General features: G+C 57.0%; 24 protein-coding genes. 12 read left to right on the top strand and 12 right to left on the bottom strand.

What is annotated here, in order from left to right:
- Positions 1-24 precede the first annotated feature (24 nt).
- The 5 genes from BISA_RS01030 to BISA_RS01010 all read right to left on the bottom strand — a co-directional run bounded on the left by BISA_RS01030 (position 25) and on the right by BISA_RS01010 (position 4,646).
- Entirely contained in the window at positions 25-1,461 is a 1,437-nt protein-coding gene (locus BISA_RS01030) for a 6-phospho-beta-glucosidase (RefSeq protein ID WP_033889657.1), read from the bottom strand.
- A gap of 31 nt (positions 1,462-1,492) precedes the next feature.
- Positions 1,493-1,819 carry a PTS sugar transporter subunit IIA gene (locus BISA_RS01025; protein ID WP_033889656.1) on the bottom strand — a complete coding sequence of 109 codons (327 nt, stop codon included), beginning with the start codon at positions 1,817-1,819 and terminating at the stop codon, positions 1,493-1,495.
- A 52-nt stretch (positions 1,820-1,871) separates the two neighbouring features.
- On the bottom strand, positions 1,872-2,171 hold the full coding sequence (locus BISA_RS01020) for a PTS sugar transporter subunit IIB (protein WP_033889655.1): 300 nt from the start codon (positions 2,169-2,171) through the stop codon (positions 1,872-1,874).
- A gap of 163 nt (positions 2,172-2,334) precedes the next feature.
- The gene (locus BISA_RS01015) at positions 2,335-3,696 is read right to left on the bottom strand and encodes a PTS sugar transporter subunit IIC (protein ID WP_033889654.1); all 1,362 of its coding nucleotides are present in this window, start codon (positions 3,694-3,696) and stop codon (positions 2,335-2,337) included.
- 251 nt (positions 3,697-3,947) lie between these two features.
- On the bottom strand, positions 3,948-4,646 hold the full coding sequence (locus BISA_RS01010) for a GntR family transcriptional regulator (RefSeq protein ID WP_033889653.1): 699 nt from the start codon (positions 4,644-4,646) through the stop codon (positions 3,948-3,950).
- 206 nt (positions 4,647-4,852) lie between these two features.
- Between BISA_RS01010 and BISA_RS01005 the strand changes: the two genes are divergently transcribed.
- Positions 4,853-5,668 carry a Cof-type HAD-IIB family hydrolase gene (locus tag BISA_RS01005; protein ID WP_033889652.1) on the top strand — a complete coding sequence of 272 codons (816 nt, stop codon included), beginning with the start codon at positions 4,853-4,855 and terminating at the stop codon, positions 5,666-5,668.
- A 27-nt stretch (positions 5,669-5,695) separates the two neighbouring features.
- Here the strand turns inward: BISA_RS01005 and BISA_RS01000 are convergent, their stop codons facing one another.
- Positions 5,696-6,613, bottom strand: coding sequence for a LysR family transcriptional regulator (locus BISA_RS01000; RefSeq protein ID WP_152597164.1), 918 nt, complete (start codon positions 6,611-6,613; stop codon positions 5,696-5,698).
- 182 nt (positions 6,614-6,795) lie between these two features.
- Here BISA_RS01000 and BISA_RS00995 point away from each other — a divergent pair, with 182 nt between their 5' ends.
- Complete coding sequence (locus BISA_RS00995) at positions 6,796-8,079, top strand: MFS transporter (RefSeq protein WP_051917252.1); 1,284 nt, start codon at positions 6,796-6,798, stop codon at positions 8,077-8,079.
- 485 nt (positions 8,080-8,564) lie between these two features.
- On the top strand, positions 8,565-9,221 hold the full coding sequence (locus tag BISA_RS00990; protein ID WP_051917251.1) for a sugar O-acetyltransferase: 657 nt from the start codon (positions 8,565-8,567) through the stop codon (positions 9,219-9,221).
- A gap of 150 nt (positions 9,222-9,371) precedes the next feature.
- Here the strand turns inward: BISA_RS00990 and BISA_RS00985 are convergent, their stop codons facing one another.
- Positions 9,372-9,929: a DUF1349 domain-containing protein gene (locus BISA_RS00985; RefSeq protein ID WP_033889651.1), complete on the bottom strand. Its 558-nt coding sequence runs from the start codon at positions 9,927-9,929 to the stop codon at positions 9,372-9,374.
- A gap of 224 nt (positions 9,930-10,153) precedes the next feature.
- On the opposite strand from BISA_RS00985, the gene BISA_RS12130 reads away from it, so the two are divergent.
- Positions 10,154-11,152, top strand: a complete 999-nt coding sequence (locus tag BISA_RS12130) for an AraC family transcriptional regulator (RefSeq protein ID WP_051917250.1) — start codon at positions 10,154-10,156, stop codon at positions 11,150-11,152.
- Positions 11,153-11,262: 110 nt separating this feature from the next.
- Complete coding sequence (locus BISA_RS00965; protein WP_033889646.1) at positions 11,263-11,784, top strand: NAD(P)H-dependent oxidoreductase; 522 nt, start codon at positions 11,263-11,265, stop codon at positions 11,782-11,784.
- A gap of 64 nt (positions 11,785-11,848) precedes the next feature.
- Here BISA_RS00965 and BISA_RS00960 read toward each other — a convergent pair whose 3' ends face one another.
- A complete protein-coding gene (locus tag BISA_RS00960) occupies positions 11,849-12,670 on the bottom strand; it encodes a methyltransferase domain-containing protein (protein ID WP_237746052.1) in 822 nt (273 codons plus the stop codon).
- A 201-nt stretch (positions 12,671-12,871) separates the two neighbouring features.
- Here BISA_RS00960 and BISA_RS00955 point away from each other — a divergent pair, with 201 nt between their 5' ends.
- The 4 genes from BISA_RS00955 (at position 12,872) to BISA_RS00940 (ending at position 17,687) form a co-directional block, all read left to right on the top strand.
- Positions 12,872-13,402 carry an NAD(P)H-dependent oxidoreductase gene (locus tag BISA_RS00955; protein WP_033889645.1) on the top strand — a complete coding sequence of 177 codons (531 nt, stop codon included), beginning with the start codon at positions 12,872-12,874 and terminating at the stop codon, positions 13,400-13,402.
- Positions 13,403-13,884: 482 nt separating this feature from the next.
- Positions 13,885-14,985, top strand: a complete 1,101-nt coding sequence (locus BISA_RS00950; protein ID WP_152597163.1) for a CTP synthase — start codon at positions 13,885-13,887, stop codon at positions 14,983-14,985.
- Between the two features lie 354 nt (positions 14,986-15,339).
- A complete protein-coding gene (locus BISA_RS00945; RefSeq protein ID WP_033889644.1) occupies positions 15,340-15,948 on the top strand; it encodes a sugar O-acetyltransferase in 609 nt (202 codons plus the stop codon).
- Between the two features lie 185 nt (positions 15,949-16,133).
- Positions 16,134-17,687, top strand: coding sequence for a GH39 family glycosyl hydrolase (locus BISA_RS00940; protein ID WP_033889643.1), 1,554 nt, complete (start codon positions 16,134-16,136; stop codon positions 17,685-17,687).
- A gap of 128 nt (positions 17,688-17,815) precedes the next feature.
- Here the strand turns inward: BISA_RS00940 and BISA_RS00935 are convergent, their stop codons facing one another.
- Positions 17,816-18,802 (bottom strand): 3-hydroxyacyl-CoA dehydrogenase family protein, encoded by a 987-nt coding sequence (locus tag BISA_RS00935; RefSeq protein ID WP_033889642.1) that lies wholly within the window; start codon positions 18,800-18,802, stop codon positions 17,816-17,818.
- Between the two features lie 49 nt (positions 18,803-18,851).
- On the bottom strand, positions 18,852-20,231 hold the full coding sequence (locus tag BISA_RS00930; protein ID WP_237746051.1) for an MFS transporter: 1,380 nt from the start codon (positions 20,229-20,231) through the stop codon (positions 18,852-18,854).
- Positions 20,232-20,363: 132 nt separating this feature from the next.
- Between BISA_RS00930 and BISA_RS00925 the strand changes: the two genes are divergently transcribed.
- Positions 20,364-21,266: a LysR family transcriptional regulator gene (locus BISA_RS00925; RefSeq protein ID WP_033889641.1), complete on the top strand. Its 903-nt coding sequence runs from the start codon at positions 20,364-20,366 to the stop codon at positions 21,264-21,266.
- A gap of 12 nt (positions 21,267-21,278) precedes the next feature.
- On the opposite strand, the gene BISA_RS00920 is transcribed toward BISA_RS00925, so the two are convergent.
- Together BISA_RS00920 and BISA_RS00915 are read right to left on the bottom strand one after the other, a co-directional pair.
- Complete coding sequence (locus BISA_RS00920) at positions 21,279-22,289, bottom strand: sensor histidine kinase (RefSeq protein WP_051917248.1); 1,011 nt, start codon at positions 22,287-22,289, stop codon at positions 21,279-21,281.
- Between the two features lie 26 nt (positions 22,290-22,315).
- Positions 22,316-23,020 (bottom strand): response regulator transcription factor, encoded by a 705-nt coding sequence (locus BISA_RS00915; protein WP_051917247.1) that lies wholly within the window; start codon positions 23,018-23,020, stop codon positions 22,316-22,318.
- Between the two features lie 200 nt (positions 23,021-23,220).
- Here BISA_RS00915 and BISA_RS00910 point away from each other — a divergent pair, with 200 nt between their 5' ends.
- Both BISA_RS00910 and BISA_RS00905 read left to right on the top strand, forming a co-directional pair.
- Positions 23,221-24,111: an ABC transporter ATP-binding protein gene (locus BISA_RS00910; RefSeq protein WP_033889640.1), complete on the top strand. Its 891-nt coding sequence runs from the start codon at positions 23,221-23,223 to the stop codon at positions 24,109-24,111.
- A 90-nt stretch (positions 24,112-24,201) separates the two neighbouring features.
- Positions 24,202-24,993 carry an ABC transporter permease gene (locus BISA_RS00905; protein WP_033889639.1) on the top strand — a complete coding sequence of 264 codons (792 nt, stop codon included), beginning with the start codon at positions 24,202-24,204 and terminating at the stop codon, positions 24,991-24,993.
- The last annotated feature ends 41 nt before the right edge of the window (positions 24,994-25,034 follow it).

Raw genomic sequence — 25,034 nt, 5'->3', positions numbered from 1 at the left:
TGCTCCTTATACGTTTTACGCGTTTTATAGTTGTTCGCCGTTGGTGGCGATGACCTTCTGGTACCAGCCAAAGGATTTCTTGCGGCGGCGTTCGAAGCTGCCGTGGCCTTCGTCATCGGCGTCGACGTAGATCAGACCGTAGCGTTTCTTGAATTCGCCGGTGCCGAAGCTGACCAGGTCGATGCAGCCCCACACGGTGTAGCCCATGACTTCCACGCCGTCGAGGTCGATGGCCTTGCCGACCTGTTCGATGTGGGCGCGCAAGTAGTCGATGCGGTCGTCGTCGTCGATGGTGCCGTCCGGGTTGACGGTGTCGTATGCGCCGTAGCCGTTCTCCACGATGAAGATCGGCTTGCGGTAGCGTTCGTACAGGACGCTCAGCGCGTAGCGCAGGCCGACGGGGTCAATCTGCCATCCCCATTTGGTGGCGGGGATGTATGTGTTGCGTACCACGCCGGCGATGCCGGAGTCGAAATCGCCGGGGGTGGAGTCGTCGGCGGACAGGGCCATCGACATGTAGTAGCTGATGGAGATGAAGTCGACCGCGCCCTCGGCGATGGCCGTCTCGTCTCCCGGCTCCATGTGAGGGGTGATGTCCTCGCGGGCCCACATGTTCTTCGCGTAGTTCGGGTATGCGCCGTTGACATACACGTCGCCGAACACGAGCCGGTCGCGCATGGCGACTTCGGCGCGCATCACGTCGTCAGGATTGCAGGTGGCCGGGTAGATCGGCACGACGGCCAGCATGCATCCGATCTGGAAGTCAGGGTTGATTTCATGGCCTCGTTTGACGACCAGGGCGCTGGCGACGAACTCGTTGTGCGCGGCCTGCCAGACCTTGCGCTTGCGCTCGTGGATCGTGTCCGACTCGGAGAAGCGGATGCCGGAATCGGTATAGGCGAAGATCGGGTTGTCGAGGTTCATCTGGTTGTTGACCTCGTTGAAGGTCAGCCAGTACTTCACCTTGGTCTTGTAGCGTTCCATGACGGTGAGCGCGAACTTGACGAACAGGTCGATGAGCCTGCGGTCGGTGAACCCGCCGTATTTGAGGCTCAGGTTGAGCGGCATCTCGAAGTGCGAGAGCGTCACGACCGGTTCCATGCCCTTGGCCTTGAGGTCATCGAACAGGTCGTCGTAGAACTTCAGTCCGGCCTCGTTGGGCTCGTTCTCCTCGCCATTAGGGAAGATGCGCGACCATGCGATGGAGGTGCGGAAACATTTGAAGCCCATCTCCTGGAACAACGAGTCGTCGCCGCGGAAGCGGTGGTAGTAATCATTACCCCAGTGGTTCGGGTAGATCTTGCCGGTCTCGACGCTATCGGTGATTTGTCGGGGCACGCCGTGCGCGCCCGCGGTCATCACGTCGGCAATGGACACGCCCTTGCCGTCTTCGTTCCACGCACCTTCGAGCTGGTGGGCGGCCACTGCACCGCCCCACAGAAAGTTGCTTGGGAAACCCATGTTGTGTTCCTTTTCCTGATAGCCCTATGGGTCAGTTGATCTTCTTGTACAATGCGATGAGCTCATTGACCAGCAGTTTGACGGTCTCCGCGGCCATCATCTGGTCCTCGACGTGTGTCATGAGCAGGCTGACCTCGATCTTCTCGCCGGACGCCTCGCGCTGTACGAGGTTGGTGTGCAGGTCGTGGCCGGTCGCGAAGCTCTGGTCGCCGCTCTTGATGAGCTCGTCGGCCTTGTCATACTTGCCGGCCTTGGCCGCCTGCAATGCCTCGATGTAGTCGGATTTGGCGCTTCCCGCGGCCGTGATCATCTGGAAGCAGAGGGTCTCCCAGTCGAAGTCCTTGTTGTCTTCTGCCATTGTTACCACCCTTGGTTCGTTTGGTTGTGTTGTCTGTCTGTTTGGTGTCGGGTTACTTGGAGGCGATGGCGATGGCGTGGTCGAGTACCTTGTCGCCGCGCACCATGCCGTAGTCCTGCGGGTTGATGGCCTCGACCGGCTTGCCGGGCAGCAGCTTCTTGACGTGGTCGAGCTCGTAGCGCACCTGCGGGCCGAGCAGCACGGCATCGGCGTTCGCGGCCTTCTCCTCGACCTCGGAGATCGGGTAGGCGTCGATTTCGGCCTCGATGCCCTTGGCCTCGGCAGCAGCGCGCATCTTCTTGACCAGCATGCTGGTGGACATTCCGGCGTTGCAGCACAGTACGATCTTCATGGTGTTTTCCTTTCAATGGGTCCCACACCGATTGTGGGACGATTGGTTCTCTATATGCGTTGAGTTTTGATAAGGCGGGAGCCCGGCAAGGGTGGTCGCTCATACCGGGCTCCCATGATCCGATTGTCGCCAATCGGAAGAACGGAGCCGTTCCGCCCGCATCTCAGGCCTTGGCGGCCTCGGCGGCGGTCTGGAGATCGGCGTCGTTGGCGGACTGCTCGGCGACCCATATCTGGTCCTGCTTCTTGACGAACGGCAGGTAGACGACCACGGAGATTACAAGGATGATGAGCTGGATGAGCGCACCCTTCCAGCCGCCCAGCAGGAAGCCGGAGATGATCACCGGGGTGGTCCACGGCACCTGGACGGCACCGAACGGGGGCATGAAGCCAATGTACATCGCGCCGTAGGTGATGATCATGGCGATCAGCGGGACGACGATGAACGGAATCAGGAAGAACGGGTTGAACACGATCGGCAGGCCGAAGATGACCGGCTCATTAATGTTGAACAGACCGGGCACGATGGACAGCTTCGACATTTCCTTCATCTGGCTGGACTTGGCCACGATCAGGCCGGCGATGAGCAGGCCGAGGGTGATGCCGGTGCCGCCGAACTTGACGAAGCAGTCAACGATCTGCGGGGTGAGGATATGGCCGCCGTCGGCGGTGTTCACGGCCTTGCCTGCGTCCATGAGGGCCTGGTTGGCCACGGAGTTTGCGGTCAGCAGCGGGGCCATGATGCCCATGACGACGTTCGGGCCGTGGATGCCGCACCAGAAGAGGATGGAGATGAGCAGGGTGATGATGATCGCGCCGGCCCAGTTGTCGGTGAGGTTCTGCATCGGGGTCTGCAGGATCTTGAAGATGAGTTCGGTGAAGCTCACGCCGCCGAACACCTGGCACAGGTGGTAGATGACCGCGGAGCCGAGCACCACGAAGAAGCCGGGGATCATGGCGGAGAACGCGTTGGACACGCCTTCAGGCACGGAGTCGGGCAGCTTGATCTTGAGGTTGTGCTTCATGCACTTGACGAACACCAAGCCGGACAGCAGACCGACGATGATGGCGGTGATCACGCCGTTGCCGCCGGTCCATGAGGTGGAGATCGCGCCGGACACGGACGCGGTGGTGCCCTCCTTGATCGCATCGACGGTGCTGTGGTCGATGCTCACCGAGGACGGCGAGAGGATGAAGAAGGCGACCAGGGCCAGCAGACCAGAGGAGATGCCGTCTTCCTTCTCATTGCGCGCGTAGGCGTAGCCGATGCCGACCGCGATGATGACGGCCAGGATATTGAACGTGCCGGCGGACACCTGGTTCAAACCGATGTTCCATTTGTCGGTGAGCAGATTGTTCATGAAGTCCGTGTAGCCCTCGAATGGCAGGTTCGCGAGCAACAGGAACAGCGAACCCACCAAGGTGGCCGGCATCGTGAGCACGAAGCCGTCCTTCAGAGCGGTGACCGCCTTGGTCGTCGCGAATTTCATGAAGCCGTTGAGCAGTTTGTTGCCGAACTCCTTCATTCTCGTCCTCCTTTGGACTGGTTGATGTCCCCGGGCCGGCGTCCTTGCTGCCGGTCCGATTCCTCTTGTTCAGTATCAAGTCATTCGAATGAATAGGCGTAATCCGAATGACTTGACTACAATATACGAGTTTCATTCGGCTGTGTCAAATTCATTCGAATGATTTTTGGATACGGAGTGTCGCCTTCCCGAGGGAATACCGTGAAGCGGCGTCACCCCCACCGGCGACGCCGCTTCACGCGCATAAGGGACTACTTCAGGTCGGCGAAATTAAAAAACGTGGCCTTCTTGTAGTGGTAGTAGACCGTGCCGGCGTTGAACATGCGGCCGCTGGCCAGATAAGCGTCGTCCTCGACCACCAGGGCGGGGTCCCCTGCCGACAGACCGAGGAGGTCGGCCCGTCCGTGATCCAGCTCTCGCGCGTATATCAGCTTGTCCGCGAAGCCCGTGCTCAGACCCAGATCCTCGCGAATGTACGCGTAAATGGAGCCACTGGCGATCTCCTCGTTGAGATACGGCACGAACTCCTTGAGATACAGGGCGTACTCGATGGCGAACGGCTCGTCGTCCAGCAGGCGCAGGCGTGAGACGCTGTATACCTTGGCGTCGGCGGCGCATTTGAGGCGAGCGGAATCCTCGCCCGCCTCGCGCTGCTCCAGTTTGATCAGCTTGGAAGATACAGAATGGCCGGGGAACTCCGAGGTCATGCCCCTCGTGCCGTTGATGTTGAGACAGCCCTCGCGCCTGTTCTCCCGGACGAACATTCCACTGCCCTGCACCGGGTACACGTCGCCAAGCTCGGCCAACAGGGCTATGGCGTTACGCACGCAGTACCGGGTCGCGCCGAACTGCTCCATGAGCTCGGGCTCGGTGGGCAGCTTTCCCGTGTCACGGTATTTGCCCTTATCGATCTCCACCTTGAGAATCTTCGCCAGTTCACGGTACTTCATATGACACACCCTCCGAAATCGCATCATCCAGCCGCGCCATATCGCCGCAGCACACATAATCCATATTATCGCATGACTCATATTCATTCGAATTACAGACACATCCAGCACCCACAATTGCATGATTCATTCGAATGAATTATTCTTAAGGGGATACCATTTACAGTTCAGACGCCGATGTCGACATTCCATAGGAGAGTACGCGCATGAGAAAGCCCACGCTAGTGTTCATCGACATTGACGGCACGCTGCTGGACAGCCGTCACCGCATCCCCGAATCCGCGCGTAAGGAGTGCCTGCGCGCGCAGCAAGCCGGACACAAACTGTTCATTTGTTCAGGCCGCGCGGCGCTGGATATCGACCCTCCGGTGCTCGAACTTGGCTTCGACGGCATCGTATCCGATGGCGGTGCCTGCGCCGAACTCGACGGCAAGACCATCATCGACGAGCACATGCCCGAAGAATCCATCCATGCAGCAACCGCGTTCTTCAACGCACACTCCATGCCGTACGCATGGCACTGCCCTGATGGTATGCACGCCACCATACCCTTTTTGAATCGGATTGGCGTGTGGAAGAAAATGCTGCAATATCCACGGATGCGCGGATCCTGGCATACCATTGCCGACCCCGACGAACCTCCGACAGTCGTCCGCAAAGGCACCTTCTACATTCCCGACGACGGCAGCCTCACCATTGAGGACGTGCAGCACGCACTCGCCGGATACGCAACCATCATCCACGGATCCATCCACGCTTCCAGCGACGACAACGGTGAAATTCTTATCCCCGGAGTCAATAAGGGAACCGCACTTACCGCTATTGCCCAGCGTCTCGGAGTACCGCTATCCGACACTGTTGCCATCGGAGATAGCGAAAACGATCTTGAGATGATTCAGGCCGCAGGCATCGGCGTGGCAATGGGCAACGGCACGGCACCCGCCAAATCGGCCGCCAATATGATTGCGCCGCATGTCGATAATAACGGCTTGGCCGCAGCACTGCATCGGCTTCTCCCGTAACAGCCCGCCCGCCGTGCACTCTCACCGCTATCGCACGGCGGTAATCGCTTCCACGAACAGCTTCACCGCCGCGGATGGAGTCATCGGATAGAACAATCCATAATCAATGCTTACATTCCACTCCACCGGCATGGTGCGCATCATCGGGTGGATGTCGGTGCCGAATGTTCGCGCGACGATGAGGTCGCCATTGGCGGCACATGTATTGAATTCCTCGAAGGTGTATTGCTCCATGTCAATCAACGTGACGCCGGGAATTTTGCTCAGCAGGTCACGCGCCTGGTCCATCGCGTCATTGTTGCCGGCCTGAGGAATATGAATGTGCTGGCCTTCCAAATCGCTGAGACGAAGTGCGGGAAGAGGTCTTGCGTACAGTGGATTCGATGCCGGAACACCCATCTGTAGCGGATACTCCCCCAGCTTCAACACTTGACAGGGATATTTCTGGTGTTTCGGCGAAAAGCCGTTGGCCGCCACATCCACCATTTCGCCGAGATGATCAAGTGCATTCATGTATCCGTCGGGCGAATCCGACATGGAAACCAGTTCCAAACGCAGGTGCCGCCCACGTTGTTCGAGCCAAGCCGAGGCGCGCGGCCAGAGTTCCAGCAACGGAGTCGCCGGGCGAAGCATCGAGATGGCAAGCCGGACCGTCATGTCTTGCCCATGTTCCAATCGATGCGCATGACGCAGAGCTTGTTCGCTTTGGCGAATGAGATCCTTGGCATCTTCAATCAGCGCCCGACCGGAGGTGGTAAGCCTCACACCATTGCTGCTGCGCGTAAAGAGCGTAATCCCATATTCGTTCTCGAATCCCGTGACTTGTTTGATCAACGCGGTTGCCGAAAGATGCAACTGCCGCGCCGCCTGATTGAAACTGCCGCATTCCGCCGCCGCAATGATGGCATCCAGGCGCCGGTCATACATAAGTGCCTCCCCGTCCAACTGATTACAGTCAGATGACTGCAATCAGTTCACACCAAAAGAGTGAACTCAACCCATAATAGAGAACAAGTGACTGCCGCGTACACTTATGCGATTCCCTACAATGCATTGCTTGGAAGTGCCGCACAAGGTCTACTGACAATTGGCCCACATTCGCAGCACAACATAAGGAGAGCATGCATATGCCAGCATTATCAGCGCAAGCGCAAGGTTCTGACAGCATCAACGGTCCTACAGACAATGACTCGTTCATGAACGGTAGCATCATCCTGATCATGGCGGCCGCCTTCTTCTACATGTCCGGCACGATGATGGGCACCACGTTGATTGTCGGCTACTCGCACACTTTGGGAGCGAGCGGAGAGTTCGCCGGCATCATTGCCGGCACAATGAACATCATCTCCCTGTTCTGCAGGCCCTGGGCCGGCCATTTGAGTGACCGCGCGCCGCTCAAACGCTTTGCCGCAATAGCCATCGCACTGCTGATTGCCGCCAATGCCGGATACCTATGCTCGCCTAATGCCACAACGTTGTTCGCCGCCCGCATCATCAATGGCGTCGGCTTCTCCTGCTTATCCGTCTGCCTTGCAGCCTGGCTGACCGCATTGATTCCGCTGGCGCATATCGGCAAGGGCATGGGATATTACGGCATGGTCAATGCATTAGCTATGGCGCTTGGCCCGGCGGTCGGCATTCATATGCGCTCGGCTTTGGGGTATCGTGCAGCATTCGCCATAGCCTGTGCGGAAATGATCATCGCACTGGTACTGGTATTGATGGTTTGCAAAGGCGGATCACGACCAACACAGCGCACACCCGCTACGGTAACCGTGTCTGCGCTTACACGAGCCCAACAACAGCCGCAATCCGCGAACCTACGCGACCGCATTGAACAGACCATATCCGTCCGAGTAATTCCAGTAGCACTAGTGTTCATGCTGTTCGCCATCCCCTACTGCGCCACGCAGTCCTACATCGTCACCTATGCAGAGGCCCGAAACTTGAGCGTGGATGTCAGCCTGTTCTTTCCGCTTTACGCTGCGGCATTGCTGATATTGCGCGTGGCAATGCGTAATCTATTCGACCGCCGCCCATTCTCATGGTTTCTGTGGGCCTGCTCCGCATGCATGATTGTTGCGCTCGGCGCGCTCACCGTCCTCGGCAATAATGGCATACTGCTTATCGCTGCGATTTTCATGGCCGCATCCTACGGCATTATGAGCTCGGTCAGCCAGTCCGACGCCGTACGCTTGGCCGGAACTGGGCATGGAGGCCGCGGCAACGCCACGTATTACATCGGCCTCGACCTAGGCATGGCACTGGGCCCAATCATCGGCGGCGGGCTCTACGCCAATGTTAATCTGGCGTGGTTTTACCCGATATTGATGCTCACCATACCTGCTGCCATCATTGTTTATCTGCTGACGAGCCACCATGCATCAAAGGCGACTGACTGTCATATATAGGGTTGCCGCGATATTCGGCCGTCCAGAAGTCGAACATGTTCCGCTTGCTTTTCGACCCCTAGCACTAGTATCCGGTTCCGGCTATTGGAAAAGAGAGGAAGGAAGTTCTTATGGCCGCCATTACTATCGCAACTATCACCACCCTTGCCGCAGCAGCACTCTGCCGCCTGTAAGGATTACGCAATAGTTCTTGCATAGGTCGCTGCGCGTGCGCTGATTATTCAGCGCATCGCACAGCGGCCTTTTTCTATAACAATTCAGTAAAACCGTGGGATTAGACTGCGCACATTGCATACAGTTTCGCTCGCAATAATCATCACAATGGAATAATCGTCATATCCGCTGGAATCATCATGCTGTAGTCTCCTTCCTTTCAAGCGTTGCGCACACTCCAAGGAAACTACGATGGCAGTAGACCGTGGAATAAGTGCGGCAATAGCATGCCACATTTCAACTGCGAACGGATTCCAAGCAAAGGAGCGATTATGACCGTTAATTCATACGACGTCACCGCCGATCTCACCCCGGAAGGACTGGTGGAATGGCAGCGCATGGTGGCCGGCGAGGTCTATGAGGACTCGCATCCGGAAATCGAGCGCAAGCGCGTGGAAGCGAAAAAACTGTTCCGCGCCTACAACCAGCTTGATTATGATCAGGAGGCCGAGCGCCGCGCGATTATGGAGCAGCTATTTGCCGCAGTCGGCGAGGACGTATTCATCGAACCGAATTTCCGCTGCGAGATGGGCCGCAATATTACCATCGGCTCGCATGCCTACATCAATTTCGATTGTGTAATGCTCGACAACGCACCCATCACCTTGGGCGACTACGTGTGGATTGCGCCGATGGTGGGCTTGTTCGCCACCAATCATGCGCTCGACTTCGAGGAGCGCAAGAATGGTGCCTGCCAAGCGAAGCCGATTGTGATTGAGGATGGTGTCTGGCTTGGTGGCCATGTGACGGTGCTCGGCGGCGTGACTATTGGTCGAGGTTCGGTGATTGGCGCGGGCTCCGTGGTCACCAAGGATATTCCGGCCGGCGTGGTCGCGGTCGGTAACCCAGCCCGTGTGATTCGCCCGATTACCGAAGCGGATAAAACCGGCTTCTGCGAGCGCATCGCCGCCCGCAACGCCGCGCGCTGAGCATCCGCAAGCGCGCCGACGTCCCTTCCTTGTCCGTACTTTGCACTCTGTCTCCCGCCCTGGGTTGGGTTGGATTGATCACGTCACTTACGATCAACCACCCAACTCAGGTTTGCCGGCGCATGCGCCAATCAGCGCTTCCCACTGATGTCACTGTCCTGCGCGCGGGTCCTTCAATCCTTCACGCACGATGGTGAAATCAGTGAAGTACCGCTTGCCGCCTTCGCCGGTAGGCGACTGTGCTTCGAACCCCACGTGGAGCGTCTTGGCGAACGGCATGCGCGCCAGGCGGGACATGTAGTAGATGTCGCCGTCATACGAGTAGTGGATGGAGAACACGTCGCCTGTACGGGCCAGCTGGAGCCAGATGGAGTCGCCGGGGATGGTCACGCCATACCCGTCATCGGAATGATCGTTGGTCATCACCGTGACCACCGATTTGAATCCATAGTCGCCCTGCTCGAAGCAGGCCTTCACCCAGTGGGTATCGTCCTGGAAGGCGAACAGGCCGGCGCCGTCGAACTGGCTTTTGTGCTCCAACCGCACTTTGGCGCGGCAGGTGAAGTCGCCTTCAATCGTCGTATACGCAAACGCGGCGTCCGCCTTGACTTCTCCGCTGACCGGGTTGGCGAAGTAGTCCTTGCCCGGCTCCGCTTCCATGATCAGCATGTTGTCTTTGATTTCGAAGGCGCAGTTTCCTTGCAGCATGATGGTCTCCTTTGGTCGTCTCGCCCGCAGCCCTTTGCCGGGATACAGGCGCTGTATAAGTACGGGGTTTGGTTTTGCGAACATGGCTTGTTGAACCATGCGTACTATGAGATTAATTCCAGAATTATTGTGTCATCACCACAATAATGGCTGATTTTCACTATTATTTAATCAGGATATGCAATTATATTTCCATCACCATTGCGATAGGCAAGGAGCCAACCATGCCGGCCGAATCCATCTCACCATCCTCGCCACATGTTGCGCCGCCCGCCGCGAGACGTACGGCCGACGCCCTGAACAGGGCGGTCCCCGTCAATGACGATTATTCGGAGGACATCCACTATGACGACCCGTCCACACCGATTCATTTCTGCATGGATTACTTCGATACGCTGATCGGCCATGAGATCAACATCCACTGGCATACGGATTTCGAATTCGCCTTCATGCTGAGGGGAGCATGCGATTATCACTTGCACGGCACCTCGAATACGATTCGGCTGCAACAGGGCGACGGCGTCTTCGTCAACTCCAAAATGCTGCATTCAGCGGACCATCCCACGCCGGGGGCAGTGATGAGCTGTCTGACCGTCTCCCCGCTGTTCTTCTCGGGACAGCCGGTCGGCACCATCTATCTCGACCACGTGCTGCCGGTGGCCAGCAAGCCGTTCGCGGGGCTGAAACTCACCGCCGAGCGAGATGCCGCCATACTGAGGGAGATTCGCGCGCTCACCGCGGTCGGCCGGCACGATCCCACGCGAGCATTGGACTACATGGCGCACATGGCCGCACTGTGGAAGGAGCTGCTTCGCACACTGTCCGCAAGGGACATCCCGGAAGCGCCCAGCGTCGAGCAGCGCCGCGAACAGCGCATGCGAGTCATGCTCGTGTTCATCCAGCAACATTATGGCGAGCCAATCGACCTGAACGACATTGCAGCGAGCGCTTCGGTCAGCCGGACGGAATGTTACCGCCTCTTCAAAACCCATACCGGCAGTAGTCCCGTGGACTATCTGCTGTCGTACCGGCTGAGACAGGCGGCCGCAAAGCTTGCCTCCGACGATGACAACATCACCCGTGTCGCCCGTATCTGCGGTTTCGCCAACGCCAGCTATTTCGGCAAACGCTTCCGTGAGCACTTCATGCTCTCCCCCGGCGCATATCGCCAGCAATATGACGGCCGTGATCCGTCAGCTTCGTCAGCCGTGAGAGGAATATGACACGCCGTCCGCCGGTTGCTACACCGTTGCGTATATAGTTCATTCTGAGATATACCGGCTTGCAATATTACTGAGTGAGCCATATGAACGCTTTATTAAGGAGAAGCAATATGAAGACTCTGGTGCTTGCATTCCACCCGTCCCTGAAGGGCCAGTCCCACGTCAACGCCGCGCTGGCCGAGGCCGCCGAGGGCCTGGAGAACGTGACCGTACGCGACGAGTACGCGCTGTACCCGGACGGCAAGATCGACGTCAAGGCCGAGCAGGCCGCCGTCGAAGCCGCCGACCGCGTGGTGTTCCAGTTCCCGCTGTACTGGTTCTCTTCCCCCGCCCTACTGAAGACCTGGGAGGACGACGTGCTGGAGCATGGCTGGGCGTACGGCTCCGAAGGTCACGCCTTCGAAGGCAAGGAGTTCGGCGTCGCCGTCTCTACCGGCTCCCCGGAGTCCAAGTACCAGCCGGAAGGCGATAACAAGTTCAAGATCGAGCAGGTGCTCGTGCCGTTCCAAGGTACCGCCAACCACATCAACGCCACCTGGATCAAGCCGTTCGTGACCTTCGGCTCCTTCGGCATTTCCGACGAAGCTCTGGCTGAGGCTGTCAAGAACTACAAGGATTACCTGACCAAGTAACTTCAGGTTTCCTTACACAATCAATGGCTCCTTCGCTACTGAAGGAGCCATTTTTTATACCCCTTTATTTCACCGCAGTAAAGAAGAACCGTGGGAACGGGAAGATGATGCTTCCATCCGACTGGGTCGGATACGCCTCACGCACGCGAGCGAATACCTTGGCCTCAAAGTTCTTGCGAGCTTCATCATCCGGCAGCGCTTGCAGATACGGGCGCAGTCCGGTGCCGCGATACCAATCCATAATCGCCTCATGCGAGGGCAACGTATGCATATACGTAATCTTCCACATGCGGAAGTGCGACGCGTGCTCGCGCAATAGTTCCCAATATTCGGGCGGCGTCAGATTATAAAACTCCCGCTGCTGCGGCAGCTGGTCCACGTATTCCGGCGAATGCACAATCTCAGCAATAATGCGGTGAATCGGCTCCTCATAATTCATCGGCGTCTGCACAGCGAGCACACCGCCCTGCTTAAGCCGCGCAAGCAATTCAGGAATCAGTCGCTGATGATTCGGCACCCATTGAATGCAAGCGTTGGAGAACACCACATCAAAGTCATCGGGCAAGCTGCCGAGTTCTTCAGGATTCGACACATCGCATAGCGCAAAGTCGATATCCGGATGAGCCTTGCGCGCAGCTTCAATCATTTCAGGTGAATTATCAACACCAAGGATTTCCGCATGCGGATATCGCTCGCGCAATACCGCAGTGCTGTTGCCCGGGCCGCAGCCGATATCCAATACATGTTTGACCGTGCCGTCATCAGGAGGCAGCTGCATCGCCAAATCACGCGAAGGCTGCGTGCGTTCATTCTTGAAGCGCAGATATTGCGCGGAATCCCATACGACCATGCGGTTCACGCTAATCCTCGCATCAACCGCGTCCATAATATTGACCACATTGCGAACTGAAGCACCATCGGGAAAGTTGCCGCACAGCCATAGCCATGCACCCCGCCGACATCCACAGCGGCCACACCCGAACGGCTCCGCGTACTCGCCTTATTCGCAGCCGAAAGTTTCCGAACGTACCATAGAGACAAAGAACACCGAACAATCAGATAGGTTACCGACGAAGGAGCAGTCACCATGAAGACTCTGGTACTCGTATTCCATCCCAATATGGCAAAATCTCGCGCCAACGCAGCGCTGATGGCCGCGGCTCAGGCCTTGCCCGATGACGGCAACACGACAGTCACCGTGCGTGACGAATACGCGCAATACCCGGATGGCAACATCGACGTTGCCGCCGAGCAACAGCTCATTGAGGCACATGATCGCATCGTGCTGCAATTCCCGCTCTACTGGTACTCCTCCCCTGCGCTACTCAAGGAATGGGAGGATCAGGTGTTGGCGTTCGGCTGGGCATACGGCCCGGATGGAGAGGCGCTCGAAGGTAGGGAAATCACGGTGGCCACCACGGCGGGCGGGCCGGAAAGCGAATACCAGCCGGAAGACAATGGCGCCACGATGCGCGAGGTGCTGTCGCCGTACCGCATGATGGCCCGCTACGTGCACGCCACTTGGCGCGAGCCGTTCGTGGTCTTCGGCTCGATGGAGCTTTCCGACGAGGCTCTGGCCAAAACCGCCAAGCAATACCAAGTCTTCCTCACGGATTGACCTCTTTATGGGTTTCCGAACGGAAAACGGCTGAATGTATGGTTACCGCCAATTAGCCCTATGGCCGCTCCCCGTCTCTCCGACCACCACGCTTAGCCTCATTACCGCGCGCGAACGATGGACCGCTGACGATAGGCCCCTCGAAGACCGCCCCCACCACCCCTCCTCCCCTTTCGCGCAGTTACTGCCTGTTTTCAGACGAAAAGAGGCAGTAACTGCGCGGGCATCACGTTCATCTGCGCAGTTACTGCCTGTTGCAAAGTCAAAACCGGCAGTAACTGCGCGCACCTCTCGTCACAGCGCGCATTTACTGCCTGCCCCGCAATCACAAGACCTTCGGCAACAAGTGGATACAATCACAAAGACACACATTCGCACAATAACCCACCGAAGTTATCCACATTTTCCAGCAAAAACGAAGCTAGAACCACATACCCCGTTCGAGCTTGCGCTCGTCAACACATATCCATGACCATGAAGTCATGAGAACGCATACCGAACTTGAGCAGCTCTGCAACGAAGCCGAGCGCAATTTACGATGTTTTTATCCAACTACAAACGCTATTCGCCGAGCAACTCACGTTCGTCTGCAGAACGGATATATCGTTCGACCATTTCGTAACGTTTATGCAAGAACCGCATACTGGTCAACACTCAATCCTGCAGAGCAGATGCGGCACATCATTCGCGCACTGTCACAGCAATTCCCCAACCGTATATTCGCCGGCATTAGCGCAGCGGCAATGATGCATCTTGATTACAACTGGAAGCTTCATGCCGATGGCACCATTTTTATTGCCGGCAAAACAGGAAACTCCAAGCAGACATATCGAAAGCTACGCAGGATTATCGTCGCCGATCCGCCCACGTCAGTATTGTTATCCTCTCGCGAAAGAGGCGGCAAAATACGGATGACGATGGCTGAGAACACTTCTGCCACCCAGGTCACAGCAACGTCCGACATCATTAATGCCGTAACGATCACGTCGCCAGCCCGCACCTTGGTTGATTGCGGGTTGAGATACTCCTTCGCCCAATCTCTTTCACTATTTGATTCCGCTATGAGACAAGGACTCACCACGACTGAACTGATAATCGACATTTGTGACGATATGCAGATCGATTGCGGGCGAATATTCAGGCTGCTGTACTACATGAGCCCCTTGAGCGAAAACGGAGGGGAATCGCTCTGCAGAGCGGTAATTATCGAAGCAGGCTTCGCGGTTCCTCAACTGCAACGCGTATTCGCCGACCCGGATGCTCCTTGGAAGCAATACCGAGTCGATTTCTGCTGGCATACGCCTGACGGCCGATTAATAATCCTGGAATATGACGGGACACAGAAATACGTCAATCCTGAAATGACGAATCGGCGCAGCATCCAGGATGTGGTGCATCAGGAAAAAGAACGCGAAGACGTATTACGTAAAGCAGGCGCAACAACAATTATCAGGGCGACTTTCGATGAGGTGCTACTGCAAACGCCTCTCATCCAGAAGCTCATTGAAGCTGGAGTACCCCTAGCCGGAGCGGTTCCGTCATTCGCAGCTCCGACAAACGCAGGATGGCAGAAGGCATGTTGACCGTTCATCGCGGCAGGCAGTAACTGCGCGCTGGAACACAGTTGACGCGCAGGTACTGCCTGTTTTCGGGCACAAAGCGGCAGTAACTGCGCGTGTGGCACGTTCATCCGCGCAGTTGCTGCCTGCTACGGTCCCAAAACAGGCAGTAACTGCGCGAAGGTGGCCGCAGCCGTAGGATACTCGGCTCGTCACAAGACCTCTCCGCCAGCCTCAGAACTCTCCAGCCGGCAATCCAGTCCGGCCACCCAAGACGGTCACCCAAGACGACCGCCCAGTCCGACCACCTCCACAGCGACTATACTGAAATGGTAACGCAAACATCATTGGAATTATTGGGACAGTGAGGTGGCAATCATGGATAATGCGAAGCGGCGCGAGGAGCAGCTCCCCTACCATTACGACGACCCGAGCATCATGGACGGACAGCTCGAATATCAGGAAAAGCTCTGGAAGTTCAATCAGACGCACCCCACGGACCAGGCCGGCAAACAGAAGCTCCTTAAAGAAATGTTCGCCGAAATTGACGAGGGCTGCCATGTGGAGACGCCGGCGCACGCGAACTGGGGCTTCCACCATGTTCACATGGGCAAAGGCATCTATTGCAATGTGAACTTCACCTGCGTGGATGATGCCGACATCACTATCGGCGACTGGTGCATGTTCGGACCGAACGTGGTCATCGCCACGGCTGGCCACCCGGTACTGCCAGTGCTGCGCGAGCATCATTACGTCTACGCAATTCCGGTGACCATAGGCCGCAACGTATGGGTCGGCGCAAACGTAACCATTCTGCCCGGCACCACCATCGGCGACAACTGCGTCATCGGCGCCGGCTCGGTGGTGAGCCACGATATTCCGGCGAACTCCGTGGCCTATGGCGTACCCTGCAAGGTCGCACGCCCGATTGGCGAAAAGGACAAGGAATTCTACTTCAAGAATCGCAAGCTCGACGTATGGGAGTAGTCGGAAATCACAAAAGTCAAGGAACGATGGACACGCCGCACCACGCAACAACCCCAAGCGCATCACGAGCAACGTCACACATATCAGAGTCGACGCCGCCCGCACAATCAGCCCATTGAACCACGATTGGGCGCTTCTTCGGCTACGACGAATGCAACTACACCTACACGCCTGAAGGCCAGCGCATGCTGGAGCGGTTCGGCAAGCTCGCCGACGCGCCGTATTATGTGCGCACGCATTTCATGTTCTGCAACGGCAACTGCACGGGCACGCAGAAGTTCGGTTCCACGAATATCTACCATGAGGATGCGCATGGCAATCCGGTGCATGATTTTGCCTATATCGATCTGATTCTCAATACGATTCTGGAGTCTGGCAACAAGCCGTACGTGGAGCTCGGCTTTATGCCCGAGGACTTGGCGGATCCGAGTTTACGCAGGAATCCTTGGCTTGGCGGCTTGGACCCGTATCGCGAGTCCGGCTGGACGTATCCGCCGAAGGATTACCATCGCCGGCATGATTTCATCCGCACAGTCGCCCAGCATTTAGCTGGTCGGTACGGCAGCGAGGAAGTCAATAATTGGTATTTCGAGCTGTGGAACGAACCTGATATCTTCTACTGGTCCGGCAGCAATAAGGATTACTGCACACTATTTGACTACACCGAACAAGCACTGCATGCTGTGCTGCCGAACGCTCGGCTCGGCAGCCCGACATGCACCGGAATCTTTGACCAAGGCGGTGGCCGGGAACTCATGCAAACATTCCTGGAGCACTGCAAAACCGGAATCAATGATGCGACCAAAGAAACCGGCACTAGACTTGATTTCGTTACTTTCCACGTCAAAGGTGCGGAATTCCCGCGCGACGCCAATGCCACTAAAGCAGTGCCCAGCGTAGGCAATCTGATACATCAGGTTGTGTCTGGTGCGGAAATGATTAAAGCAGCTGGGTACGGCGGCCTCGAAATCGTACTGTTGTCTGAGGCTGATCCGGATACGTGGGCGGCAGGAGGCATCAACGACAATGCCAATATGCGATTCCGCGACACCGAGTATTACGCTTCGTTCGTCATCTGCGCTTACCAGCGCATCGCTGAGATTGCACTCAACTATGGCGCTCCGATTCATCCGCTGGCTTGGGCGTTTATATTCCCGCAGGAGGAATGCTTCCCGGCAACCCGCACGTTCGCCACGCAGGACATCGTAAAACCAGTGTTTCGAGCGTTCGATATGTTGAGCCGGCTTGGCTCCCATGCACTTAAGCTCAGCAGCGACGGTACTGCAAATCCTGCTTTGGAGCGTAAGCTCGACGCTGATTACGGCAAAGCCACGCCACATCATTACTCAGGATTGGGTGCACCAACCATCGTCTCCGGTTGGGCTGCGCGCAACGACATCGGACAAGTACAGGTGCTGCTGTATTCCCACTGCGATGATATCGATGCGCATAGCGAGCGAACTATCGAACTGCAGCTCACCGGACTGAATCCGAATCAACGCTACCGGATGCGGCATTGGCGCATTGATGCCACACATTCCAATGCACACACGCAATGGCTCAAAGAAGGTCGACCAAAGTATCCCACCAGTGAGCAATACGACCGAATCAAAGCCGCAGAGGCATTAGATATGCTAAGCCCAGCGGAAACCATAGCCGCCACCAGCGTGGGCACAGCAACCTTACGGTTCAACATGCCCACGCACGCGGTATCGTTATTGACGTTCGACCTTCAGTAGCCGACAGCGCCGCCTAATGTTCGATGTGGCGGCTGGGCTGCTTGCTCATGGAGCCACCCCGCCACCACATGATCGCAACGTGGATGAGCCCGGTATCAATTCAATGTCAGGCGAATAATTCCGCAGCTCTATTGGGCAGCTTCAGACGCCTCTGCAGCATCCTCTTTGAGCGCACGCAGCAATGCTTTGTCGCGCTGCTCGATGACCCGCTTGCCATCCTCACCCTGCCAAGAGAAGAAACCTCGCCCGGTTTTGGCGCCAAGGTTGCCTTCCTTGACTTTTTCGGCGAGCAGCGGCGAGGGACCAGTACCATTGTCCATGTCGTCGAACAGGTAGGTGCTGATGTTGTAGAACACGTCGAGCCCACCGAGGTCGATGCTGGCCACAGGACCAACCAGATTCCAACGGCGGCCGAGACTGTACTTCATTACATCATCCACGGTGGCGGCGTCGGCGATGCCTTCCTGAATGATATGGAATTCCTCTCGCAGCACGGCCAGCTGCAGTCGGTTGCCCACGAACCCGAGTGATTCCTTCTTGATTTTCGCCGGCTTCTTACCGATGAGTTTCATAAGGTCAAAAGTCACATCCACCACATGCGGGTCGGTATGGGCCCCGGGCACCACTTCCACTAATGGCATCAGTTGCGCCGGGTTCCAGAAGTGAGCCACCACGAATCGCTCAGGCTTGTCCAATACCGACTGGATGGCCGTGGGGCTCAGACCTGAGGTATTGGTGGCGAAAATCGCATCCTTTGGCGCGAATCGCTCAATTTCACGCCACACCTGCTGCTTGACTTCCAGATTCTCCGACACCGATTCGATGACGAAATCAGCATCGGCCACACCCTGCTCGTAACCGACGATGGGCGTGATGCGCGCGAGCACATCATCCACAGTCTCACCAGCATGCAACAGCCCAGCACCGGCGAAGGTCTCAGCATCCGCACGAATGCGACCCATCGAGCGGTCAAGTGAACCCTCACTGCGGCCGACCAATCGAGTCTCATAGCCGGCGAGCGCGAACTGCAGAGCGATGGCATGCCCCATTGTGCCTGTGCCCACGTTCGCAATTACCTTAATATCACTCGCCTGCCCTGCATCCGACTGCGCCATCGCCACCATCTCCATTCATCTTCGACGTTGATGACCTAGCAGTTCCTGATTATGCCACTGATTGAGCGCTCTCGGCAGTAATGGCGAAATCCTTCCAGCGCAGCAGTTCGAACACCAGCACGTATACCAGTAGTAGTGCGGAGGCGAGGAACACCGACCGTAGCGCAAGATCCAATGAGGGTAGGAAGGTGGCAATCACCCCGAACACCGCCACGCCAATCGCACCACCGACTTGGCGGAACGTGTTGAACATGGCGGATGCGATGCCGGCTTGCGCAGCATCCACGCTTTTCAGCACCACTCCTGCCGCAGCCGGCGTGGTAATGGCCGCGCCGAAACCGACCACGCTCAGTCCCGTAGCAATCACCCATACGGGAATCTGCTGAGGAGTCAGAAACTCAAACAGGAATCCGGCAATCATGATGGATAGGCCTAAGGTAATCGAGAATTTCGATCCGCGTGCGGTGACAATGCGTCCGCCCATCAGATTGCCGAAAATGGTTACGAATGCGGATGGCACGAATACCAGCCCGGCCGCGAATGGGTTCATGTTGAGCTCGTTCTGCAGGAACATCGTGCAGATGAACACCATGCCATACCAGTTGAAAATCATGATGAAGCCGATTTGCAACGCCACTTGCATGCCACGCACATGGAAGAGGCCGAGCGGCATCATTGGGGAAGCGACTTTGGCTTGCGAATAACCGAACGCCACGAGCATCACCACGCCAACAATCAGTAACACTAGCGTTGAGGGCGCGGATAATCCCGCGGAGCCAACCTGAATAATGCCGGCAACCAATGTGCTCAATCCAATCAGAGCCAGCACCTGACCAATCCAGTCGAACTTGGTCGCCCGCCTTGGCGAGGGCGCGATACGCGGCGTAACCGCCAGAATCATCAGGCAGAACGGCACGTTGATGGCGAATACCAGACTCCAGTGAATCGGCGTCAGCAATCCACCGAGCAACGGCCCCACCGCCGAAGCCGAAGCACCGCCTGCGCCCCAAAGGGCCAATGCCCATGCTCGATAGCGTGGATTCGGGCTTGCCTCATTAATCAGCGACATTGACGCTGGCAGCAGTAGAGCCGACGCAATGCCGAGTACGCAGCGGCCGGCGACCAAGGCCATCATCGACCATGCGAATGAGCAGAACAGTGAGGCGGCACCGAACAGCGCTGCGCCAATGATAAAAATGCGCTTGGCACCGAACTGATCGGCGAGACTGCCAGCAAGCAACAGCAACGCGGCAAACAGCAGGGTGTAGCCGTCCACCACCCACTGCTGCACCGCCATGCTGCCGCCCAGTTCTTTGGCGATGGTGGGCAGCGCCACATTGACGATGAGCACATCCATGCCAGCCAGGAATGATGCGACTGCGGCCGCTGCTGTGGTGAGGTTTGAGGAAAGCTTTGATACAGAATTCACAAGTACTCTTATCTCATATACTATTGGTTACTGCGTGAGATACTGTACGCTTGAAAATCGTTGCAAGATATCGGTTTGTAGATGATTGTGGTTTATAAGCTATAAACCATTGGTTTACACAAAGGTTGCACCATGTATGACAAGCGATTGGATGCGGTGATTGCGGCGGCGGATACCGGCAGTTTCGCCAGCGCCGGTCGTATGCTGCACATTTCCACGCCGGCATTGGCCAAGCAGATCAATACATTCGAGAAGGAATACGGGCTGAAACTGTTCACCCGTTCGCGCAGCGGCGTGGAGCTCACCTCTCAGGGACGCGATTTCGTTGCCGATGCGAGGCCGGTCATGCATGAATGCAATGAAATCATCAGTCGCGCGCAGCATCGTTCGGCAGCTAACGTCGAACCAGTGCGGCTCGGCGTCTCGATATTGCGCTCTGGCCGGCGCATCCTCGACCTTTGGCAGAAGGACGCCGGCAAACATCCTGAAATCCGTTTGGAATTAGTCTCCTTGCCGGATAACAAAACCACCATCAACGACATCATCACACACTTGGGTGAAACCGTGGATATGGTGTCTACTGCGTTCGATACCGATTATTGGGCGCAACATTGCGGTACCTTGACACTTGACTTCGAGCCACTTTGCCTCGCGATTCCACGAAATAATCCTTTGGCCCGCAAACCAATCATTACCTTGGATGATCTCGACCGTAGCCACGCACGAATCCGTGTATTGAAGCATCGTCACGGCGGCGATGAAACCGCACGCGCCTTGCTCGCCCAATATCCGGGTATCACACTGATCGATATCGATCATTATGACCTTGACACATTCAACGACTGTGCACAAAGCGGCGATGTGATGATTTCCAAAAACATGTGGGCCGGCGTGCATCCGCAGCTAGTAAATGTGCCCGTGGATTGGCCGGTTCGGGTAGGCCTATCCTATGGCCTGTTATATTCGCTTAATCCATCCCCCGCCGTCGCCGCATTCATCGAGCGCATTCGAGAGCTTGCCGGCACCTCAGTCTGATGCACGAACGCGCTATGCCGCCAGCGGCAGCGTAATCAGCATCGTGGTGCCACTCGAAGACGTGGATTCCACGCTCAGCGTGCCGCCGTAGCGATTGGCCACATCGCGTGCAAGCGCCAACCCCAAGCCATAGCCCTGATGTTCGGTGCCGTCATCATCGCGCGCGAATCTGCGGAACAGTCGCTCCGGGTCCGAACCGATGCCGCTGCCGCAATCGGTGACGCGAATGGCCACATCACCGTGATGATGGTAGCCGAGCGACACCGTGACCGGACCATCAGCCGGCGAATGCGCGATGGCATTGTCAAGCACAGCTACCAAGCAACGTGAAAGCCCTACAGCATTGCCGCGCACCACAAATCGCGCAGAATCCCCATCAATATGGGTGCGCAACCTCACGCCGCGCTTATCTGCCAAAGGCCTTACCGAATCCACAGATTGACCGATTACTCCGGCGAGCGCCACCGGTTCAGCATCCACAGCGCCACGCGCAGCCACCAACAAATCTGTGATAATGGCGTTCATGCGGTCTACGTCGCCACGCAAATCGCTGATGGCGCTGTCGATTGGCTGTCCATGCGCGCGGCGGAATTCAATCAGATCGATGCGTGTGGAAATCACGGCCAACGGGGTCTTCAACTCATGACTGGCATCTGCCACGAAATCCTTCTGCAGTTCGAAAGCGTGCTCGAGCGGCGCGACTTCCTTGCGTGAATAATACCGGCCAACCAGTGCCACCGCCGCGATGACGCCGAGCACAAATAGCACAGTAAAGCCCACGGCTTTTTTAGTGTCGATCACCATCATGCCTGAGCCGAATTGTTCGGTAACGGACATGGCATTCGGGTCGAGCCCACGCTCGGTGAATTCATGGCGTGAACCGAGCAGCACGCCGGCCACAAATATAATCCCGCCGACCACAGTAATAATGGTCATCGCGATGGTCATACGCAAACTAATCAGCCCGGCCACGCTGCTGGCATGATGCTTGTGATTGCGCTGCGTTTGCTTATCGCTTGCCATAGTTCACTCTCCCCTATGCAATAGGTCTAATCCTGTGGCTGGCCAATGCGGTACCCTTTGCCGCGTACGGTGGCGATAATGCTTCGCGTGGTTTTTCCTCGCGCATACGACACGTACACGTCCACCGCTCCAATATCACTGCCGGTTGAGAATGCGTTCTTGAGCAGTTCCTCGCGACTGAACACATGATCCGGCGCTGCGGCGAGTGTGGCCAGCAGTTTCGACTCCACATCCGTCAACGGCACCGCCCGCCCATCCGGGTCTTCGATGATGTTAGCGCTAGGCTTCAGAAGCCAGTCGCCAATCATGATGCCGGCCGCCTGCGCATGGAAACCGCGCAGCAACGCGCGCAATCGAGCTTCAAGCTCCACTACATGAAATGGTTTGGTGAGGTAATCATTGGCACCGGCGTCAAGCCCATCTACGATATCGTCCACTTCGGCAAGCGCGGTCAGCATCAGCGCAGGAGTAGCGACACCGCCCGCGCGCAAACCGCGAATCAAATCCAATCCATCACCGTCCGGCAGTCGACGGTCCACAATCAGCGCATCATAGGTGTTTGCGGCAAGACGCACTCGCGCATCGGCGATTGTCTGCACCCAGTCCACGCGATAGTCGAGCCCGAGCATTTCCGAAGTCATCGATCCCAAGTTCGGATCGTCCTCGATAAATAGCACGGCAGGCAGCAGTAGCCGCTCCGGATCAGTCGCGTATTCGTTCGCCGTCGTCATTCGCCTATGCCTTTGCAGTAATGCCACCGCCGAGCCCCCCGCACATGGGTTCCCCGCCAGGGAACTGCTGGCGCGGATTGGGAGCTCGGACCAAGCAACAAGCCTTTTCTTACGGTTATATCAGACCGCCAACCGTCTAAGAGTCCGCTAAGAAACGCGCGAACGTTGCGCAATGCCGCAAGCGAAGTAACGTGCGCACTATGAGCAGTACGAAGCATGTATTCACCGCAAGTGGGGTGACTTGTATCGTCCCGGCGCAAGGTGAGCGCCGCACGATTTTTGAGAATCTTGAGTTTGCGATAGCCCCCGGCGAAATTGTTGATCTGGTCGGGCCGTCCGGCTCCGGTAAAAGCAGTCTGCTGACTGCGTTCGCGCGATTGAATCCGCACGCAACCGGCACATTGACGCTGGGTGGGCATGATTCCAGCGAGTTTACGCCGCAGCAATGGCGGCATGAGGTGGCGTATCTACCGCAGAAGCCGATTCTGCCGGGTGAAACGGTGGCCGAGGCGATTCGACTGCCGTTCACTTTAATGATTCGAGCGGGGGCTGATGGTATCGGCAGCCAAAGCGACGCCGCTGGGGCAACTGCTGCGATTACCACGACCAGTGCGGCCGATACATCTGCTACCACTGGCATCTCCACATCGCATACTACGTCCGCCAGCAATTCCACCCCACATCGCATCGGCAAAGTCAGTTTGGGCCGCAAATTCATGGCCTTGTTCCGCAACAATGATCAGCAGGCACGCAAACTGCTCACCGATCAGAAGATTCGTATGACCTTGGATGCGATGGGATGCGAGGATATCGATCTCGCCCGCCCGCCGCATGATTTGTCCGGCGGCCAGGCAGCACGCGTCTCCCTGGCACGCACGCTCTTAACCGAACCGAAAGTGCTGCTGGCGGATGAGGTGGACGCTGGTTTGGATGACGAAAACGCCGAAAAGGTGGCCGATATTATGGCCACCGCCGCAGCCCGCGGCATGGCAATTATCCGCATCCGCCACCGCCCACCGGACGGTCGCGCCTCGAGAATCGTGACGCTGGCCAACGGAACATTGAGTGAACAAGCTGGTGAACAGGCATGACTCCACTAATGGCTCCCCTCTCTGAGGGGAGCTGTCCGCTAAGCGGACTGAGGGGAGTAAACCGTGAACATATGAAGGAAAGCATCAGGCATGACCGGTAACGCATACGACATTGATATTTGGGGTCTCTTGGTCGCATTGGTTATGGTGGCCATTGCGGCTGGCATCAGCGAACTCATGCGCATCAACATAGGCAAGACACTGCTGTGGTCCGCATGCCGTGCGCTACTGCAATTGTGCGCGATGGGCTTCATCATCGGTTATGTGATTCGCGCGAACAATGTATTTCTGGTGTTCGCGGTGATTGCAGTGATGTTGGTGGCCGCTGTGCAGATTACTCTCTCGCGCGCCAAAGGTGTACCGAAAGGCTTGGCCGGCCCGGTGCTGCTCAGCCTGACCATCACGATGCTGCTGATGATTTCATTGGTCACTGAACTCGTGGTGCGCCCGCACCCGTGGTATGCGCCGCAATTGGTGGTGCCGCTAACCGGTATGCTGCTCGGCAATACGGTGTCCGCACTGGCGGTGGGGTTGAGCCGATTCTACGAGAGTATGAACGAGCGCCGCGACGAGATTGATACACTCCTGGCCTTGGGGTCCACAGCTTGGGAGGCCGCTCGTCCCTCGATTGTCTCTTCGATTCGACTGGGCTTGCTGCCTACTACCGCTACGCTTGCCTCTTGCGGCATCGTGACGATACCGGGCATGATGGCCGGTCAGGTCATCGCCGGCGGCGACCCGCTTGAGGCCGCCAAATACCAGTTCGTGGTCTTTGCGGCCATCGCCGCACTGACCCTAGTGGCCGATAGCCTCATCATGACGATGGTCTACCGCACCTGCTTCACCACCGATGACCAATACAAGCCCCCGGAAATGCGGTAGCGGGCAATTTGTCTGTCCATTAACAAAAAGGCTTGATTCCT

It is taken from the genome of Bifidobacterium saguini DSM 23967, assembly GCF_000741715.1.
In the GTDB taxonomy this organism is placed as follows: domain Bacteria; phylum Actinomycetota; class Actinomycetes; order Actinomycetales; family Bifidobacteriaceae; genus Bifidobacterium; species Bifidobacterium saguini.
Note: the sequence above shows the minus strand (reverse complement) of the source record. Positions and strands in the feature narration are given on the sequence as shown.

Bases quoted from the DNA above. Each gene is read 5' to 3' on its own strand.
- BISA_RS01030 (WP_033889657.1), bottom strand. From the start codon at position 1,461: ATGGGTTTCCCAAGCAACTTTCTGTGGGGCGGTGCAGTGGCCGCCCAC.
- BISA_RS01025 (WP_033889656.1), bottom strand. From the start codon at position 1,819: ATGGCAGAAGACAACAAGGACTTCGACTGGGAGACCCTCTGCTTCCAG.
- BISA_RS01020 (WP_033889655.1), bottom strand. From the start codon at position 2,171: ATGAAGATCGTACTGTGCTGCAACGCCGGAATGTCCACCAGCATGCTG.
- BISA_RS01015 (WP_033889654.1), bottom strand. From the start codon at position 3,696: ATGAAGGAGTTCGGCAACAAACTGCTCAACGGCTTCATGAAATTCGCG.
- BISA_RS01010 (WP_033889653.1), bottom strand. From the start codon at position 4,646: ATGAAGTACCGTGAACTGGCGAAGATTCTCAAGGTGGAGATCGATAAG.
- BISA_RS01005 (WP_033889652.1), top strand. From the start codon at position 4,853: ATGAGAAAGCCCACGCTAGTGTTCATCGACATTGACGGCACGCTGCTG.
- BISA_RS00995 (WP_051917252.1), top strand. From the start codon at position 6,796: ATGCCAGCATTATCAGCGCAAGCGCAAGGTTCTGACAGCATCAACGGT.
- BISA_RS00990 (WP_051917251.1), top strand. From the start codon at position 8,565: ATGACCGTTAATTCATACGACGTCACCGCCGATCTCACCCCGGAAGGA.
- BISA_RS00985 (WP_033889651.1), bottom strand. From the start codon at position 9,929: ATGCTGCAAGGAAACTGCGCCTTCGAAATCAAAGACAACATGCTGATC.
- BISA_RS12130 (WP_051917250.1), top strand. From the start codon at position 10,154: ATGCCGGCCGAATCCATCTCACCATCCTCGCCACATGTTGCGCCGCCC.
- BISA_RS00965 (WP_033889646.1), top strand. From the start codon at position 11,263: ATGAAGACTCTGGTGCTTGCATTCCACCCGTCCCTGAAGGGCCAGTCC.
- BISA_RS00960 (WP_237746052.1), bottom strand. From the start codon at position 12,670: ATGGACGCGGTTGATGCGAGGATTAGCGTGAACCGCATGGTCGTATGG.
- BISA_RS00955 (WP_033889645.1), top strand. From the start codon at position 12,872: ATGAAGACTCTGGTACTCGTATTCCATCCCAATATGGCAAAATCTCGC.
- BISA_RS00950 (WP_152597163.1), top strand. From the start codon at position 13,885: ATGAGAACGCATACCGAACTTGAGCAGCTCTGCAACGAAGCCGAGCGC.
- BISA_RS00945 (WP_033889644.1), top strand. From the start codon at position 15,340: ATGGATAATGCGAAGCGGCGCGAGGAGCAGCTCCCCTACCATTACGAC.
- BISA_RS00940 (WP_033889643.1), top strand. From the start codon at position 16,134: ATGCTGGAGCGGTTCGGCAAGCTCGCCGACGCGCCGTATTATGTGCGC.
- BISA_RS00935 (WP_033889642.1), bottom strand. From the start codon at position 18,802: ATGGCGCAGTCGGATGCAGGGCAGGCGAGTGATATTAAGGTAATTGCG.
- BISA_RS00925 (WP_033889641.1), top strand. From the start codon at position 20,364: ATGTATGACAAGCGATTGGATGCGGTGATTGCGGCGGCGGATACCGGC.
- BISA_RS00920 (WP_051917248.1), bottom strand. From the start codon at position 22,289: ATGGCAAGCGATAAGCAAACGCAGCGCAATCACAAGCATCATGCCAGC.
- BISA_RS00915 (WP_051917247.1), bottom strand. From the start codon at position 23,020: ATGACGACGGCGAACGAATACGCGACTGATCCGGAGCGGCTACTGCTG.
- BISA_RS00910 (WP_033889640.1), top strand. From the start codon at position 23,221: ATGAGCAGTACGAAGCATGTATTCACCGCAAGTGGGGTGACTTGTATC.
- BISA_RS00905 (WP_033889639.1), top strand. From the start codon at position 24,202: ATGACCGGTAACGCATACGACATTGATATTTGGGGTCTCTTGGTCGCA.